This is a genomic window from Comamonas avium (genome assembly GCF_014836675.1).
Taxonomy (GTDB): Bacteria; Pseudomonadota; Gammaproteobacteria; order Burkholderiales; family Burkholderiaceae_C; genus Comamonas; species Comamonas avium.
The window spans coordinates 59,650-75,932 of sequence record NZ_JACSQK010000008.1; the positions used below are offsets into that span (position 1 = coordinate 59,650).

General features: G+C 56.6%; 14 protein-coding genes. 8 read left to right on the forward strand and 6 right to left on the reverse strand.

What is annotated here, in order from left to right; translation table 11 throughout:
- Positions 1-17: 17 nt before the first annotated feature.
- Together H9646_RS15750 and H9646_RS15755 are read right to left on the reverse strand one after the other, a co-directional pair.
- Positions 18-431, reverse strand: a complete 414-nt coding sequence (locus H9646_RS15750; RefSeq protein ID WP_225214254.1) for a GFA family protein — start codon at positions 429-431, stop codon at positions 18-20.
- A gap of 157 nt (positions 432-588) precedes the next feature.
- Positions 589-1,104 (reverse strand): GNAT family N-acetyltransferase, encoded by a 516-nt coding sequence (locus H9646_RS15755; RefSeq protein WP_191724339.1) that lies wholly within the window; start codon positions 1,102-1,104, stop codon positions 589-591.
- A 251-nt stretch (positions 1,105-1,355) separates the two neighbouring features.
- Here H9646_RS15755 and H9646_RS15760 point away from each other — a divergent pair, with 251 nt between their 5' ends.
- From H9646_RS15760 to H9646_RS15770, 3 genes are all read left to right on the forward strand, one after another.
- Entirely contained in the window at positions 1,356-1,559 is a 204-nt protein-coding gene (locus tag H9646_RS15760; RefSeq protein ID WP_191724340.1) for a DUF3079 domain-containing protein, read from the forward strand.
- Between the two features lie 146 nt (positions 1,560-1,705).
- A complete protein-coding gene (locus tag H9646_RS15765; protein WP_191724341.1) occupies positions 1,706-2,512 on the forward strand; it encodes an aminoglycoside phosphotransferase family protein in 807 nt (268 codons plus the stop codon).
- A gap of 75 nt (positions 2,513-2,587) precedes the next feature.
- Entirely contained in the window at positions 2,588-3,388 is an 801-nt protein-coding gene (locus tag H9646_RS15770) for a class D beta-lactamase (protein ID WP_191724342.1), read from the forward strand.
- A 149-nt stretch (positions 3,389-3,537) separates the two neighbouring features.
- Here H9646_RS15770 and H9646_RS15775 read toward each other — a convergent pair whose 3' ends face one another.
- From H9646_RS15775 to H9646_RS15785, 3 genes are all read right to left on the reverse strand, one after another.
- Entirely contained in the window at positions 3,538-6,114 is a 2,577-nt protein-coding gene (locus tag H9646_RS15775) for a chemotaxis protein CheW (RefSeq protein ID WP_191724343.1), read from the reverse strand.
- 95 nt (positions 6,115-6,209) lie between these two features.
- On the reverse strand, positions 6,210-6,761 hold the full coding sequence (locus H9646_RS15780; RefSeq protein ID WP_191724344.1) for an NUDIX hydrolase: 552 nt from the start codon (positions 6,759-6,761) through the stop codon (positions 6,210-6,212).
- A 14-nt stretch (positions 6,762-6,775) separates the two neighbouring features.
- Positions 6,776-7,474 carry a fumarylacetoacetate hydrolase family protein gene (locus H9646_RS15785; protein ID WP_191724345.1) on the reverse strand — a complete coding sequence of 233 codons (699 nt, stop codon included), beginning with the start codon at positions 7,472-7,474 and terminating at the stop codon, positions 6,776-6,778.
- Positions 7,475-7,550: 76 nt separating this feature from the next.
- On the opposite strand from H9646_RS15785, the gene pgeF reads away from it, so the two are divergent.
- The 5 genes from pgeF to H9646_RS15815 all read left to right on the forward strand — a co-directional run bounded on the left by pgeF (position 7,551) and on the right by H9646_RS15815 (position 14,124).
- The gene (pgeF, locus tag H9646_RS15790; RefSeq protein WP_191724346.1) at positions 7,551-8,387 is read left to right on the forward strand and encodes a peptidoglycan editing factor PgeF; all 837 of its coding nucleotides are present in this window, start codon (positions 7,551-7,553) and stop codon (positions 8,385-8,387) included.
- 432 nt (positions 8,388-8,819) lie between these two features.
- Positions 8,820-10,511, forward strand: coding sequence for a PHA/PHB synthase family protein (locus H9646_RS15795; RefSeq protein ID WP_191724347.1), 1,692 nt, complete (start codon positions 8,820-8,822; stop codon positions 10,509-10,511).
- A gap of 101 nt (positions 10,512-10,612) precedes the next feature.
- Positions 10,613-11,791 (forward strand): acetyl-CoA C-acetyltransferase, encoded by a 1,179-nt coding sequence (locus H9646_RS15800; protein ID WP_191724348.1) that lies wholly within the window; start codon positions 10,613-10,615, stop codon positions 11,789-11,791.
- A gap of 130 nt (positions 11,792-11,921) precedes the next feature.
- A complete protein-coding gene (gene phbB / locus H9646_RS15805) occupies positions 11,922-12,659 on the forward strand; it encodes an acetoacetyl-CoA reductase (RefSeq protein WP_191724349.1) in 738 nt (245 codons plus the stop codon).
- Between the two features lie 799 nt (positions 12,660-13,458).
- Positions 13,459-14,124: a LysE family translocator gene (locus H9646_RS15815; protein ID WP_191724351.1), complete on the forward strand. Its 666-nt coding sequence runs from the start codon at positions 13,459-13,461 to the stop codon at positions 14,122-14,124.
- A 129-nt stretch (positions 14,125-14,253) separates the two neighbouring features.
- On the opposite strand, the gene H9646_RS15820 is transcribed toward H9646_RS15815, so the two are convergent.
- Entirely contained in the window at positions 14,254-16,263 is a 2,010-nt protein-coding gene (locus tag H9646_RS15820) for an ABC-F family ATP-binding cassette domain-containing protein (RefSeq protein WP_191724352.1), read from the reverse strand.
- Positions 16,264-16,283 lie beyond the last annotated feature (20 nt).

Below are 16,283 nucleotides of genomic sequence, written 5' to 3' on the forward strand. Positions count from 1 at the left end.
GCTGGCACGGGCTGCACTTACTCCTTTGGCGAGGCTGCAGGTACAAATTCATCCCATGGGGCTTTAGACGATATATGTGTGTGCTTTTGCTTTTGCGGCGTGAAAGGCGTATCCAGCGTACCCAAGGCGATGCAGACCCAGTCAGACCAATCCCCCTCGGGCTGTGACCAAAATAGCGATGAGCCGCAGTGCGCACAGAACTGACGCACCGCAAATTCAGACGAAGCATAGGAGTGAATGTCCGCAGAACCGGTCACGATACGCAGGGCACTGTGCGGTACAGCACCATAGGTCGAAAATGCAGCGCCATGGCTTTTTTGGCACTGCCTGCAATGGCAGTGCGTCACGGCCTTGGGTGGTGTCAGCAGTTCATAGCGTACCTTTGCGCAAAGGCAGCTTCCGTGATAAATCTTTGGCACGCTCTGGGGCATAGGTACGCAGTAACGTTAACAAAAGCGTGATCCTACCTTGTGCTGGCTGCCGATTTGTCGCGGCAGCAAACTTGAAACTCTGGCTGTGACCTGATCGCTGAAACCTGGCAATGCGATGCGTTAATCACAAGCATTCAAGACTGCGTCTGGCGCGTTATCAGGCTTGCGATCTGGGCTCCAGCCGCAGCTCCAGCGTCAGGGATTCAAGGTGAGAGCCTTCACGCAGGGGCTCCACTTTCCCAACCTGAATAAAGCCATATTTTTGGTACAGGCTCATGGCTGGGCTTTGGGCAAAAGTAACGCCCAGGCGAACACGTTGTGCGGCCATTTTTTTGGCCCACCTAACGGCGAAATCCAGCAACGCGTGGCCTGCCCCTGATCCTCGGCAGGCAGGGTCTACCCACATGTGGTAGATGTGTGCGGTGTCTGGCTCAGCAGCAGACAGCTTGCACCAGACCAAGCCACACACATCTTCTTGGGAGTAAGCAAATAAAGGGCAGTCACTGCCGGAGGAAAGGGCTGTCTCTATCTGACGCTGCCAGGCCGCATCCGTTTTTACGCTTTCGATTGCGTAAGTGCTTCCAAAGGCGTCCGGTGCATCGCGCAGCGCACGCAGTCGTACGTCACGGTATTTTTGCCATTCGCTGGCTTGAATCTGGCGGATATGAATCAAGATAGCTCCTTGAAAAGGTGTGCCATTTTTTGTTTACCAAGAACGCAGCTGGATACGGGTGAAGCAATATGCTGGCACCCGCACAATGAAAAGCCCCAGCGTATCTGGTCAAGGCATATGGTTTGGGGTGGCTGGTGAGCAGTTGGCAAAAATCCTCATCGATTGATGCGACTCAAGTACAGTGGCCCAGTTCATGCGGTAACTTGGATACCTTCACTCTTGCGCAGTGACAAGGAAAAGAGACAAGCACCATGGCCAAAAAATTTCCAGTAGTTCCAGCCCATCCCGAGCGATTGTGCTGGGGTTGCGATCAGTATTGCCCAGCAGACGATCTGCGCTGCGGCAATGGCTCGGACCGCACGCCGCACCCCTGTGAACTCTGGGGTGACGATTGGGAGCAACCCCTTACCCCGCAACCGCAGCCACAGGAAGCCAGCAAACGTTTGCAGCGCTGATCGCTTGCACGTGCAGTGGGGCGCATGACTCTGTACTGCATAAGCGTCATGCAACAGGTGGCCAGCACAAACAGGCAGCAGTAAGCAACAGCAAACAGCAGTACCTTATGGCGCGCATTGGTCTATAGGCGTTGTAGATTCGAAGCATGAAGACACTGCTTGCAGAACATCTGGCCAACTGGTCGTTAGCGATTGACGGCCAACCGATTCAGACGCCTGCAGCCTTGCTGCAACCCGTGATCTGGCAGGGGCAGGCCCCGATGCTGAAAATTTCAACGGCCAGTGAGGAGATTGAAGGCTATGCGTTGCTGCGGTGGTGGGCTGGCGATGGCGCTGCCAGAGTTTTTGAACAATCCGGCCCAGCCATCGTGATGGAACGATCGGTAGGGTCACGTTCCCTCGCTGCGCTCAGCCGAGAGGAAAACGATGACGAAGCCTGTCGCATTATTTGTGCCGTGGTTGCGAGGCTGCATTCGCCTCGAGCGGTGCCAACGCCTGCGCTGACGCCATTGAATGTCAGCTTCAGAGCGCTAGAAACATCTGCGCTGGGAGGGCATGGTGTTTTGCACCCATCACGGCAGGCTATGACGGAGCTTTTGGCGCATCCGCAAGATGTCAGGTGTCTGCACGGAGATATTCACCATCACAATATTCTCGATTTTGAAGCAAGAGGCTGGCTTGCCATTGACCCGAAGGGGCTGTGGGGTGAGCGTGCTTTTGACTATGCCAACCTATTTTGTAATCCAGCGCTTGAAGTTGCTGGCAATACGGCGCGGTTTTTGTCACGTGTGAGCTTGGTGGCCGAACATGCCCATCTGGACAGGCAAAGGCTTTTGAAGTGGATTCTTGCGTGGGCTGGCCTGTCGGCAGCATGGCATTTTGAGGATGGAACGTCTGCCGAGATCGCTTTGCAGGTTGCCCAGATGGCGGATGCTGCATTGAACAGCGTGTGATGTGCAACGGGGGCCATGTTGCGTGGCCTGCGCCATGCGCCGGGCTGAAACTGCCATTTAAAATTGGCGTCATCTATGAAAAAGATCAAACGATTGCTTGTAATGGTGGCGCTGGGCGCCGTCTCTTCTGTATTTGCCGCACCTTCCGCTCAGGAGAGACCTGAGTGGGCAGGCTGGTTTGCAAAGGCACCTGCCGTTGGCACCATGGTGGTGCTGGATGCCAGAGCACCAAAGGAGCAGCTGTGGGTGCACAATCCCCAGCGGGCCGCCCAGAGGTTTTCGCCTGCATCGACCTTCAAAATTCCTCACGCACTGTTTGCGCTGGAGGCGGGGGCGATCAAGGATGAATTTGAAGTCATCCCCTGGGATGGGGTGCACCGTGGCAATAGAGCCTGGGATAAAGACCAGGACTTGCGCTCATCCATGCGCAACTCCACGGTGTGGGTGTATGAGCGCTTTGCAAAGCAGCTGGGTCTGAAGCAGGAAACTGCATTCATGGAAAAAATCGGGTACGGCAATGCCTTATCCACTGGAGCCGAGCCATTCTGGGTCGAAGGAGACCTGGCAATCTCTGCCTTTGAAAAGCTTGATTTTCTCCAGCAGCTCTACCGCAACCATCTGCCCTTCAAGCTTGAGCATCAGCGGCTGGTTAAAGACTTGATGATCAATGAGGCAGGTGCTGACTGGATTTTGAGAGTCAAGACCGGATGGTCAGGAACGATTGGCTGGTGGGCCGGCTGGGTTGAATGGCCAACGGGTCCCGTCTTTTTTGTGATGAATATCGACACACCAAACAGACTGGGCGATCTGGCAAAACGCCAAGGCATCACACGGCAGGTATTGCGTTCGATACAGGCCTTGCCCGCTGTTCCCTAGAGATGATCGTCTCGTGGTCGGGAAAGCGGGCTGTACTGATGGCTGCAGGCAACCCTGCAGCTCGATAGGCCTGCTCTTTTTCTTTGAGCACTTGCTCTTTGGGTGGACGGCTAGATCACGGCCAACGGCATGACTGCCGTTGCAGTGCATCAGCTTTTTTCTGTTTGCATCATGGATGTGGCCTGCGAAGGGTTGTAGTGCAGCGCATTGAGCAAGCCCTGCGGGTCAAGGCATTGCACCAGCAGCGAACCTTGGTTGGCTTTGATCAGTTCATTGACCAGTGACTGCGCGCCCCCAGCCATGCGGGGCGAGGCAATGATTTTGTCGTGTGTGAAGTGGTTCACGCCATGCAGTGCGTCAACCAGCACGCCCAGCTTGCGGTCATCGTGCTCCAGTACCACCACCTGGCTTTGGTCTGTCATACGGGTTGGCTTGCCGGTCAGCAGCTGTGCCAGGTCAAACACCCAGACATAGCCTGTCACATGGCCTTGAGAGTGGCGTGCCAGGGTGCCCCGGCAATAGCGCAGGCGACCCGCAGAGACAGGGTTCACGGCTGAGGCAGGCAATGCCTCCAATACCGATTGAGCACGCAGAGCAAATAATTGCTGGCCTATGTAAAAGGTGGCCATTTCAACGCCGTGCATGTTGTTTCCCGTTGCCTCTATGGCGTGGTGAGACGGGTCGGGCGCATTGCTGTCGCTGGCCACCTGACCAAAAGACTCAATGGAAATGGCCAGCACGTCGTCCCGATAGCCATCGGTGATTTTGAATTCACGATAGCCACGCGAGACGCCTGCACCGACGATGCAGTACTGGTTGTGATACACCGAGATAACGGCATTGCTGGTGCCGTTTTGCAGTTGCAGCAAATGCGCGGCGGGCAATTGCACGGTGCTGCCAGGCGGTGAAAGCGGGTCGGTGCTTGCCAGCACGAGGCCCGCACGGTTCACGTACAACGCGCGTGTCTTCGGTTTGCCGATCAGAGCGCTGTTGAGCATGGCCTGTAGTTCAGGAATAGCATTAAAGACAATAGCAATCCCGCCGACAGTGGTGGCGCTGTCATCGTCTGTGCGAATGGGCGCGTGATAGATGTATGTAGCGCCTTCAGCGCCTGTCTGCTGTGCGGTCCACTGGCTGACATGGTAGGACTGGCTGTGATTGAGCGCCATCACGGCTTGCAGTGTGGCGCTGTCAATGTGCTGCCCTAATACGTTGCTTCCATCGGGCAGCTGTGGGTGGCTGGCACACAGAATGCGGCCATTGCGGTCATAGACCATCAAGCGCGTGTAGACGGTGTAGAGGCTGTTGATGTGCTCTAGCACGCGTGTGGCTTGGCCCATTAGCTCACTGCCAGGTGTTTCGTGTGGATGGCTTTGGATGAGCAGTTGCTGCAGTATGGGAGACAGCGCCCACCAGCGGCAGTCATTGGCGCGCTCGTAGAGGTTGCGGTCAAGCAAATCGACCAGCAGCTGCGTCAGCGACTGGCTGTCTCGCAGGCCTGCGCTCAGCACGGTGTCATACAGGTCGCGAATGGATTGCTTGAACACAAAGTTGGTCCGGGCGCCTGTTTCGCCAATTTGCTCCAAGACAGATTTCAACCGGCTGGAGCCTGCACGCTGGCCTGCAGTCATCACTTGACCGTTCCACACCACCCGCCGGATAGAGTCAGCGGCTTTGATGATGTCGTACAGCGGCGGGCAAAAGCTTTTGGCGTGGGCCAGCAGGCCTTGCGCCACATCGGGGGCAAGGCTGTCCACGCAACGCATTATTTTGGTGCCAAATGCCTGTTCAATCGGCATCATGACCTGGCCTTTCCAGCCGCTGGGTCCCGGGTAGCCCTGGTATCCGCTGGCGGAAACGGTTTGCACAAGATAGGTGCGCCCGGAGTGGGTGTACAGGTTGGGTGCACCATCTTGGTTGGTTGGAACCAGCGTGCCCAAGGCAATCCAGGCGGTATCGCTGCTGGCAATCACACGGTTGTGCTCGTTCAACAGTAAAGCAACGCTGCGGCCCTGAGCTGCACTGCTGCCCGCAAAAATGCCCGCCATTTCACCTTCAAAATCAAATGACAGGCACAGCACGCCGCAGGGCTGGCCTGATACGGGGTGGAGCATGCGTTGCGTGTAGAGCAGCGCTTGTTGCTTGTGGGGCCGCAAATCGCAGTACTGAAAGCTTTCAACATAGCTGCTCGCTGCCAGTGTCTGCGCCAGTATCGGTTCGCGGGAGCCTTCTACAGGCGAGCTTTCATCGAGCTGTGCCAATACCGTGCCTTCGGTATTGATGAGCATGATTTCGTCATAGACCGTGTATTTGCTGCGATACGCCTGCAGCCGATCAATGATGCCGCGGCTGTCGGTCAGGTTGGCGACGTAATTGCACAAGCTGCGGTCGGTGGCAAGAAAGCCAATATCGGCCGTGCGCTCGTAGAGGTTACGTACGACGATGTCGATCACGTGGTGGGCACAGGTGGCGATCTCGGACATGACCTCGGTCAGTGATTCCGAGACCATGGACTGCACCAAATCTTGCTCCAGCCGTTGAAAGCCCTCGCGCGTGGCGGCCATCATGGGCAGCATGCTGCTGGCCTCTTCGGCGCAATTCATCTTGGCTGAAGATTCAATCAAGCGCCACATGAGGTTGAGCTCATGCAAAGAGCGCTCGCACCGCGCGACATCCCGCATAAAGGGGATAAAGGTGTCAATATGGATCTCGTTGTCTCTTGCCATACCAGCCCTCCGTGTCCGGGCTGATTGGTTATGAGATATACGTTCAGCCTCGGTAACTGCTTGTAAGCAAAAGCCAGGCCAAAACTTGATGCAAGTTAAGTCAGATCGATGTTGTGCACTTGAATGCTGCCCGCAGCACGATCTTCCAGATAACGCTGCAGCGTGATGCTGACGGTGCGAAACGCCAGCTCATCCCAGGGAATATCTGCAGGCTGAAACAGGCGTGCTTCAATGGTTTCGTAGCCGGGGTTCAGGGTTTCACTGCGCAGGCGCGCGCAATAGAACAAATGAACCTGTGCCACGCGGGGAACGCTGATGACGGAAAAAAGGCGGCCCATTTCAATGTCTGCGCCGGCTTCTTCGTCCGTTTCACGTGCGGCCCCTTGCGAGGTGGTTTCATCCAGTTCCATGAAGCCTGCTGGCAGTGTCCATTTGCCCCAGCGCGGTTCAATGTTGCGTTTGCATAGCAAGATGCGCCCATCGTCTGTGACGGGAATACAGCCCACCACATTCAATGGATTTTGGTAGTGCACCATGCCACAGCCTGTGCACATAGCGCGAAGGCGGGTGTCCCCATCAGAGGGGATTGCCTGCTCCGTGGCGCTGCCGCATTGGCTGCAAAACTTGATGGCTGGACGAAAATTCATGCGTCAGTCTTCGCTTAAGCCGTGATTGCTACGCGCAAGGGTGCCAGACCAGTGATGCCGCCTTGCAGCACGTCACCAGCCTGGACTGCGCCAACACCTTCAGGGGTGCCCGTCATGATCAGGTCGCCCGGTTGCAGCTCCCACGCTTGGGAGATGTGTTCAATGGTTTCTGCAATGTTCCAGATGAGCTGGTTGATGTGGCTGCGCTGGCGATCCTGCCCATTCACCTGCAGCCAGATTTCTGCTTGGGCCACATCGCCAGCTTGTGCCACCGGAGTGATGGCGCTGATGGGGGCGCTGTGTTCAAAGGCTTTGCCAATGCACCATGGGCGCCCTTGCTTTTTCATCTCACCTTGAAGATCCCGGCGCGTCATGTCCAGACCGACGGCGTAGCCCCAGATGTGTTCCATGGCTTGTGCGGCAGGAATGTTTTTGCCGCCCTTGCCAATGGCAACGACCAATTCAATTTCGTGGTGGAGATTGCTGGTCAGGCTGGGGTAGGGCATTGCGGCGGTTGCGCCTTCTTCACAGACCAGGACGGCGTCAGCGGGCTTCATGAAGAAAAATGGGGCTTCACGGCCGGTGAAGCCCATCTCCTTGGCATGTTCTGCGTAATTTCGACCAACGCAATAAATGCGGTGAACGGGAAAGCTATCAGACTGCCCCACAACTGGGACACAAGCTTGGACGGGAGGTGTGAACACAAAGCGCATGGCAAGAGCAGCAAAGGGAATGAAGGCCAAAGTGTGCCATGAGTTTTGGGCCTGTTGAGCAGGGTATGCTGCACAGGTGACTGATAACAAGCATCTTTCGCAGCAATGGCTGCAACCGGACTGGCCCGCCATTTCTGGCGTTCATGCACTGTTTACCACGCGTGATGGCGGGTGCAGCACTGCCCCGTGGAACGCAATGAATTTGGGAGACCATGTGGGGGATGATCCCCAGAACGTAGCAGCCAACCGGCAGGTGCTGCGCAACGTGATCAACCGTATGTCCGGCAAAACCGTGCGGACCGTTTTTATGCAGCAGGTACACGGATGCGATGTACAGGTCATGCAGCATGGATCTGCCGAGGGTCAAGCGTTTGACGCCAGCGTGACGGATCAATCCGGGGTGGCGTGCACCATCATGGTGGCAGACTGCCTGCCCGTGCTGATTGCCCATCGATCAGGCTTGGCCGTTGCTGCCGCCCATGCAGGCTGGCGTGGGCTTGTGGGCGAGGGTGGGCACGGCGTGCTGGAGGCTGTATGGCAGGCCTATGCCAGGCAACTGCGTGTGCCGGCTGACAGCCGCCAGTTGGCGCTGGACACGCAAGTCTGGCTGGGTCCGTGCATTGGGCCTGATGCCTTTGAGGTGGGAGATGAAGTCCGCCAGGCATTTGTGAACGCATCGCCGCAGGCAGGCGCGTGCTTTGTAGCCTCAACGCATACGGGAAAGTGGTTGGCGAACTTGCCACAGCTGGCCCGTCAGCGCCTTGAGCAAATGGGTCTCAGCCAGATCTATGGCAATGACGCAAGTGATGCGTGGTGCACGGTGGCCAATGCGTCACGGTTCTTTTCGCACCGGCGTGATGCTGCTGTGCTGGGTAGCACCGGGCGCATGGCCGCCTGCATCTGGAAGGACTGAGTCTGCCGCTGCCTCTGTCGTCTGGGCTTGCAGAGCTTCATCGTAAGCACGCTGCTGCGCCTGTCTGCGCACTTTGAGTTTGCGTTTGCGCTCAGGCGTTCCAAAAATGTAGACAAGAATGCCCATTGGCAGCAGGCCATAAAGGACAAAGGTGATAAGGGCGCCCAGCAGACTGCCTTGCGGGCTTGTCGCTTCTGCTAGTGCCATCATCGCCGTGACATAAAACCAGGCAATCACAATTAAATACATGTCTGAAATGTGCCTGATTTATGAGCGGGTGTTTGTAATTTCCTCTTGATTCGAGTCAATGAGCACAGCTTTTGCTTGAAACAGTGCCTTTGCCGCATTGCCACAAACATGTGCCTGGGCAACAATCTGTGCATATACAAAGCAAGTGAAAAAATTGCTTGCAAGCCAACAAGGAAGACAAGCATGAGCTCAGAGGAATCCTGGAACCCCAGTACCAATGCCCAGCAGTTTTTTGCAGATCAGTGGGCAAAGGCTTTATCGGCTTTCCCTTCAGTCGCCAGCGATGCTTCGCACAAGCCTGGCGTGCAGTTTGATTCCTCGAAGTTGCAGGCCCTGCAACAAGACTATGTGCAAGAAGCTGCCAAGCTGTGGGCCAATGGTCTGGCATCACCGGCCGCATCGCAGGACAAGCGTTTCGGTGGTGCGCCCTGGCTGAGTAACCCGCTGGCGGCACTGACAGCTTCTACCTATCTGCTCAATGCCAAGGCCTTGACGGGTATGGCCGATGCCATTGAGGCCGATGAAAAAACACGCCAGCGCGTTCGCTTTGCAGTGGAGCAGTGGGTGGCCGCAATGTCGCCGAGCAACTATCTGGCTTTGAACCCCGAGGCCCAGCAAAAAGCCATTGACACCAAGGGCGAGAGCTTGGCCAAGGGCATTCAGAACTTGCTGCACGATATGGAGCAGGGCCACGTCTCCATGACGGACGAGAGCGTGTTTGAGGTTGGCAAGAACGTTGCCACAACCGAAGGCGCAGTGGTCTATGAAAACGAGATTTTTCAGCTCATCGAATACAAGCCTTTGACTGCCAAGGTGCATGAGCGGCCTTTCCTGCTGGTGCCTCCATGCATCAACAAGTACTACATCCTCGATTTGCAGCCTGAGAACTCCTTGATTCGATACGCGGTCAGTCAAGGGCATCGCACGTTTGTGGTGAGCTGGCGCAATCCCGATGAATCTCTGGGCCACCTGACGTGGGACGATTACATTGAAGAAGCACTCCTGCGTGCGATCAAGGTGGTGCAGGAGATTGGTGGCACGCCGCAGATCAATGCTTTGGGCTTTTGTGTGGGCGGCACCATGCTGTCTGCCGCGCTGGCGGTTCTGGCGGCGCGCAATGAACACCCCGTTGCCAGTGCAACACTGCTGACCACCCTGGTCGATTTCACTGACACCGGTGTACTGGATGTTTTTATTGATGAAACCTTTGTGCAGATGCGCGAGGCCCAGATGGGGCAGGGCGGTCTGCTCAAAGGGCAAGAGCTGGCATCTACCTTCAGCTTCCTGCGTCCTAACGACTTGGTCTGGAATTACGTCGTTGGTAATTACCTGAAGGGGGAAACTCCCCCTGCGTTTGATTTGCTCTACTGGAACAGCGATGCCACGAACCTGCCAGGCCCCTGGTACGCCTGGTATCTGCGCAATATGTACCTGGAAAACAATATGGTGCAGCCGGGCAAACTGTCGGTGTCTGGCACACCGCTGGATCTGGGTGCCATAGATATACCCGTGTATATCTATGGCTCGCGCGAAGACCACATCGTGCCAATTACTGCGTCTTACGCAGCCACGCAGGTGCTGCCTGGCAATAAGCGGTTTGTCATGGGAGCATCAGGCCACATTGCAGGGGTGATTAACCCACCCGCCAAGAAAAAACGCAGTCACTGGATTCGCGAAGATGGTGCCTTGCCAGCTACGCACAGTGAATGGCTCAGCGGTGCGCAAGAGCTGGCGGGTAGCTGGTGGACGGACTGGGCTCAATGGCTGCAGGGTCACGCAGGCAAGCTGGTACCTGCGCCAAAACGCTATGGCAGAGCCACTAAATACAAAGCCATTGAAGATGCTCCAGGCCGCTACGTGCAGCAAAGGGCATAACTGGCATGGTGCTTAGCGCTGTGCATCAACCGTAAAAATTTTCCTCGCCGCTCGCATTCGCAGCAATGGCGTACTAAGCAATTCACTACAAGGGACTCGATATGGAAGACATCGTCATCGTTTCAGCTGTGCGTACAGCGGTGGGCAAATTTGGAGGAGGCCTGTCCAAGGTGCCGGCAGTCGATCTTGGCGCCGCGGTGATCAAAGAGGCGCTGCAGCGCGCCCACATTCCTTTGGATCAAGTGGGTGAAGTCATCATGGGCCAGGTGCTGGCAGCTGGCGCAGGGCAAAACCCCGCGCGGCAAGCCATGATGAAGGCAGGGGTGGCCCAGGAGACCCCAGCTCTGACGATCAATGCCGTGTGCGGTTCTGGCTTGAAGGCCGTCATGCTGGCGGCACAGGCCGTGGCAACAGGCGATAGTGAAATTGTGGTGGCTGGCGGTCAGGAAAACATGAGCCTGTCTCCCCACGTGCTGCAAGGCTCGCGTGAAGGCCAGCGCATGGGCGACTGGAAGATGCAGGACACCATGATTGTGGATGGCCTGTGGGATGCCTATAACCACTACCACATGGGCATCACTGCGGAAAACGTAGCCAAGGGCAATGACATCTCTCGCTCGCAGCAAGATGAACTGGCGATTGGCAGCCAGCAAAAAGCGGCAGCAGCGCAGGATGCGGGCAAGTTCAAAGACGAAATCGTGCCGGTCCTGATTCCTCAGCGCAAGGGCGATCCCATCGTGTTTGACGCGGATGAATACATCAACCGCAAAACCAGCCTGGAGGCTCTGTCTGGTCTGAAGCCTGCTTTTGACAAGGCCGGTTCAGTGACTGCGGGCAATGCTTCAGGTATCAACGACGGCGCTGCCGCGGTGGTGGTGATGTCCGCCAGCAAGGCACAGGCGCTGGGGCTGACACCGCTGGCAAAGATCAAGGCCTATGCCACCAGTGGACTGGACCCAGCGACCATGGGCATGGGCCCGGTCTTTGCAACACGCAAAGCGCTGGAGCGTGCGGGCTGGCAAGTAGGGGATGTGGATCTGTTTGAACTCAACGAAGCCTTTGCAGCGCAGGCCTGCGCGGTCAACAAGGTGCTGGGCATTGATGCGGCCAAGGTCAACGTCAATGGCGGCGCCATTGCGATTGGACACCCCATTGGTGCGTCAGGCTGCCGCGTGCTGGTGACGTTGCTGCACGAAATGCAACGCCGCGGCGCCAACAAGGGTGTAGCAGCCCTGTGTATTGGCGGTGGCATGGGTGTGGCGCTGGCCGTTGAGCGTTAAACCATGGACACAGGTGGTCTGATGCGCAAATACCCCAGGTGGGTTAACCGCAACCCAGACCATCGTGCTTTGCAACTACAGTCTTTATGCATAGTTGAAATTGGCATAAATAAATCAGGAGATAGGGAATATGAATAAGAAAGTAGCTTATGTGACTGGTGGTATGGGTGGCATTGGAACCACCATGTGCCAGCGTCTGCACAATGACGGTTTCAAAGTGATTGCGGGCTGCGGCCCCACACGTGACTACAAGAAGTGGCTGGATGAGCAAAAAGCCCTGGGCTTTACGTTTTACGCTTCGGTTGGCAATGTGAGCGAGTGGGCTTCTACTGTAGAAGCGTTCAATCAGGCCAAGCAAGAGCACGGCACGATCGATGTACTGGTGAACAACGCGGGCATTACACGTGACCGCATGTTCTTGAAGATGACCCCTGAAGACTGGCAGGCCGTCATTGAGACCAACCTGAACTCCATGTTCAACGTGACCAAGCAGGTTGTGGGCGACATGGTTGAAAAGGGCTGGGGTCGCATCATCAACATCAGCTCGGTCAACGGTGCCAAGGGGCAGGCGGGGCAGACCAACTACTCAGCGGCCAAGGCGGGCATGCATGGTTTCACCATGGCTTTGGCGCAAGAGCTGGCCAACAAGGGCGTGACTGTCAATACGGTCAGCCCTGGCTACATCGGGACAGACATGGTCAAGGCCATTCGTCCTGAGGTGCTCGATAAGATCGTGGCGACCATTCCGGTCAAGCGTTTGGGAGAGCCCAAAGAGATTGCATCGATTGTGTCGTGGCTGGCTTCTGACGATGGCAGCTACTCCACAGGTGCAGATTTTTCCGTCAACGGCGGTTTGCACATGCATTGAGCATGTGAACCCACAAAGCAAAAGCCCGCATCTGCGGGCTTTTTTGTTGGGTGAAACTTTGTCAGAGTCAGCTGCGTTTGACACCTTGCAGGCAAGGCGGGCGCTGATTTTGTTTAAAGACGTGAAGGTGCGCGTTTACGGTCGCGTTCGTCTTCAGGCCAAACAGAAAAAATAGCTGGGGTTTGCATTGTGTTCACTCCTTTGCCTATTCAACGTGCAGCTTGAAGTCATGGTTGACGCTGTTTGTGCAAGCGTTTGCATGAATTGTTCAAGCTTGTTTTTGCATGGGAAGCCAGAAAAACGAAACCCGCTGAGGCAAGCGGGTCTGGGTGCTGGCAGCCGCAGCTACCAGTCAAAAACTGGATCAACCGCGCAAAGGGGCGCGCTTGCGATCACGTTCGTCTTCGGGCCAGATAGAGAAGATGGTATTCATGGTGGTCTGATTCCTTATGCTTGATCAACGCCGTTGCGAATGTCTGGGTTGACGCAGAAGTGAAATTTTTTTGATGCCGGTGCTGTCAGCGCGTGTTACAGGCGTGCAGGGCTGCGCTTGCGATCGCGTTCGTCTTCGGGCCAGGCAGAAAGGATGTTGTTTGCATTCATGGGGATTTACTCCTTGTGTACAGAACCAACGCGGTCTAATCAGATGGCGTTGACACCTAAAAGTAAAAAAATGCATCGCTAAAACAGTGCTGTTTGGGCTTTTGGCACAGGGTGCATTGCGTCGCCATAGAATCTTTGGCTGTGTTGGTTGACTGCACGACGCCCGTGCTGTGCTGATATTTGTCTGGTAACGCTGATGTCTTTGAATCTCTGGCTTTTATATGTGTCTTTGGCGGCTGCTGTGATTGCCTCGCCCGGGCCTTCGGCGTTACTTTGTGTTTCGCATGCGGTCAGCCATGGTGCGCGCAGGACGGTTGCCACCATCGTGGGGGGCATTACGGCATCCATGACCTTGATGGCACTTTCTGCACTGGGCCTGGGTGCAGTGATTGCGGCCTCTGATACGTGGTTTCAGACCATTAAATGGGCAGGAGCCGCGTACCTGGTGTATTTGGGTATTTCTGCCTGGCGTACCCGCCCTGCAGCCAAGCAGACAGATGCTGCTGAGCAGGCGGATGCTGACGTGCCAGTTGCTGTTCCAGCAGCTTTGCACACTGCAGGCAGCGCGTGGAAGCTTTATCGCAAGGGCTTTATGGTGGGTATTGGCAACCCCAAGGACTTGCTGTTTTTTAGCGCCTTGTTTCCCCAGTTCTTGGACCCCAGTGCCCCTTTTGCCATGCAGATGACCATTTTGGGCGCAACGTGGATGGTGCTGGATGGCTCCATCATGTTCGCCTATGCGCTGTGCGGCGCCAAGATGATGGCGCGGCTGGCCAGCGGTGGCGCGGGGCAATGGTTTCACCGGGTAACTGGCGGTGCCTTCATTGCAGCTGGCGGGCTGCTGGCTACGGCGCAGCGTTAAACCCAGTACTGGATAAAAAAAGTAGCTGCCATCGCTTATGAGGCATTGTTTTCAGATAGTTTTGTATCTGAAAATCAATGTGCACAAGCGTTAGCAGCTACTTTTTTTTGCCTTTAAAGGAATGCTGGTTTAAGCCAGACCCGCTTCCTGAGTCAGCGCTTCAATGGTTTCGCTCAGCTCCAGCCAGCGCTCTTCCAGCTTGTCCAGTTCATCGCCCACGGCTTTGAGGCGCTTGCCGGCTTCGGCAATGTCTGCCGGTGACAGGGGTGTGGCCAGCTTGGCTTCAAGCTGGCTCTTTTCAGTACCCAGAGCGGCAATGTGCTGGTCCAGCTTGTCCAGCTCTTTCTTGAAGGGCTTGGTCTTTTCGGTGAGCAACTGGCGTGCCTGGGCAGCCAGTTTGCGTTGCTCGCGCTGGTCGCCTTGCGGCTCGGGTGCTGCGGCGACCACCACGGGTGCGGCCACGGGTGCTGCAGCCGGGGCCTTGGCTTGGGCGGCTTGCTCGGCGTTTTTGGCTTCCTCGCGCAGGCGTTTGGATTCTTCCAGCAGGTAGCGCTGGTAGTCGTCCAGATCGCCGTCGAAGGGCCCGACCACGCCACGGCCCACCATCCAGAAGTCTTCGCAGACCGAGCGCAGCAGCGATCGATCGTGCGAGACCAGCATGACGGTGCCGTCGAAGTCGTTGAGCGCCATGGCCAGCGCTTCGCGGGTTGCCAGGTCCAGGTGGTTGGTAGGCTCGTCCAGCAGCAGCAGGTTGGGGCGCTGCCAGACAATCATGGCCAGCACCAGACGGGCTTTTTCGCCACCACTCATGGTGCCAACGGCCTGCTTGACCATGTCACCAGTGAAGTTGAAGGTGCCCAGATAGCTGCGCAAATCTTGCTCGCGGCTGGGTTGCTTGGCGTCGGGGCCCAGCTCCTTGGCCAGATGGATCATGTGCTCCAGCGGGTTTTCGCTGGGGCGCAGCACGTCCAGCTCCTGCTGGGCAAAGTAGCCAATGTTCAGGCCCTTGCCTTCAGTGACGGTGCCGCCCAGCGCCTGCATGGTGCGGGCAATGGTTTTGACCAGTGTCGATTTGCCCTGGCCGTTAGCACCCAAAATACCAATGCGCTGACCGGCCAGCACCGAGCGGTTGACGCCCGACAAAATGGTGGTGGGCACACCGTCTTCGTCGTAGTAGCCGAACGATGCATCGCTGATGGCCAGCATCGGGTTGGGCAGGTTGGCGGGTTCTTTGAACTCGAACGTGAAGTCGGCTTCGGCCAGTACCGGGCCGATCTTTTCCATGCGCTCGAGCTGTTTGACCCGGCTTTGTGCCTGCTTGGCCTTGCTGGCCTTGGCCTTGAAGCGGTCAATGAACTTTTGCAGGTGTGCCATCTTCTCTTGCTGCTTGGAGAAGCTGGCGGCTTGCAATTCAAGCTGCTGGGCGCGCAACTCTTCAAATTTGCTGTAGTTACCGCCGTAGCGGTTGAGCTGGCCACTTTGAATTTGCAGGGTGACGTTGGTGATGGCGTCCAGAAACTCTCGGTCGTGGCTGATGACAATCATCGTGCCCGTATAGCGTTTGAGCCAGGCTTCCAGCCACACCAGTGCATCCAGATCCAAGTGGTTGGTAGGCTCGTCCAGCAGCAGCAGGTCTGACGGGCACATCAGTGCGCGGGCCAGTTGCAGGCGCATGCGCCAGCCGCCAGAAAAGCTGTTGACAGGGTTGTCTAACTCGCTGGCACGAAAGCCCAGTCCCAAAATCAGGGCTTGGGCGCGGGCTTCGGCATCGTGCGCGCCGGCATCGTGCAGGTCAGAGTAGGCGTGGGCGATGGCCATGCCGTCGTCGCTGGCCTCCGCTTCGATCAATTGGCGCTGTACTTCGGCCAGCAGAGTATCACCCTCCAGAACAAACGCCGTCGCGCCCTGTTCGGTCTCTGGCATGTTCTGGGCCACTTCGGCCATGCGCCAGCTGGTGGGGATGTAGAAATCACCGCCGTCTTCGTGCAGTTTGCCGCTGAGCAGCGCAAACAAAGATGACTTGCCAGCGCCGTTGCGGCCAACAAGGCCCACGTTTTCACCGGGGTTGATGGTGGCGGACACGTTGTCCAGCACGGCTTTGCTGCCACGTCGCAAGGTGACGTTTTTGAGGGTGATCATCGGAGCGTTCGGAAAAAAGG

Bases quoted from the DNA above. Each gene is read 5' to 3' on its own strand.
- H9646_RS15750 (WP_225214254.1), bottom strand. From the start codon at position 431: ATGCCCCAGAGCGTGCCAAAGATTTATCACGGAAGCTGCCTTTGCGCA.
- H9646_RS15760 (WP_191724340.1), top strand. From the start codon at position 1,356: ATGGCCAAAAAATTTCCAGTAGTTCCAGCCCATCCCGAGCGATTGTGC.
- H9646_RS15765 (WP_191724341.1), top strand. From the start codon at position 1,706: ATGAAGACACTGCTTGCAGAACATCTGGCCAACTGGTCGTTAGCGATT.
- H9646_RS15770 (WP_191724342.1), top strand. From the start codon at position 2,588: ATGAAAAAGATCAAACGATTGCTTGTAATGGTGGCGCTGGGCGCCGTC.
- H9646_RS15775 (WP_191724343.1), bottom strand. From the start codon at position 6,114: ATGGCAAGAGACAACGAGATCCATATTGACACCTTTATCCCCTTTATG.
- H9646_RS15780 (WP_191724344.1), bottom strand. From the start codon at position 6,761: ATGAATTTTCGTCCAGCCATCAAGTTTTGCAGCCAATGCGGCAGCGCC.
- H9646_RS15785 (WP_191724345.1), bottom strand. From the start codon at position 7,474: ATGCGCTTTGTGTTCACACCTCCCGTCCAAGCTTGTGTCCCAGTTGTG.
- H9646_RS15795 (WP_191724347.1), top strand. From the start codon at position 8,820: ATGAGCTCAGAGGAATCCTGGAACCCCAGTACCAATGCCCAGCAGTTT.
- H9646_RS15800 (WP_191724348.1), top strand. From the start codon at position 10,613: ATGGAAGACATCGTCATCGTTTCAGCTGTGCGTACAGCGGTGGGCAAA.
- phbB (WP_191724349.1), top strand. From the start codon at position 11,922: ATGAATAAGAAAGTAGCTTATGTGACTGGTGGTATGGGTGGCATTGGA.
- H9646_RS15815 (WP_191724351.1), top strand. From the start codon at position 13,459: ATGTCTTTGAATCTCTGGCTTTTATATGTGTCTTTGGCGGCTGCTGTG.
- H9646_RS15820 (WP_191724352.1), bottom strand. From the start codon at position 16,263: ATGATCACCCTCAAAAACGTCACCTTGCGACGTGGCAGCAAAGCCGTG.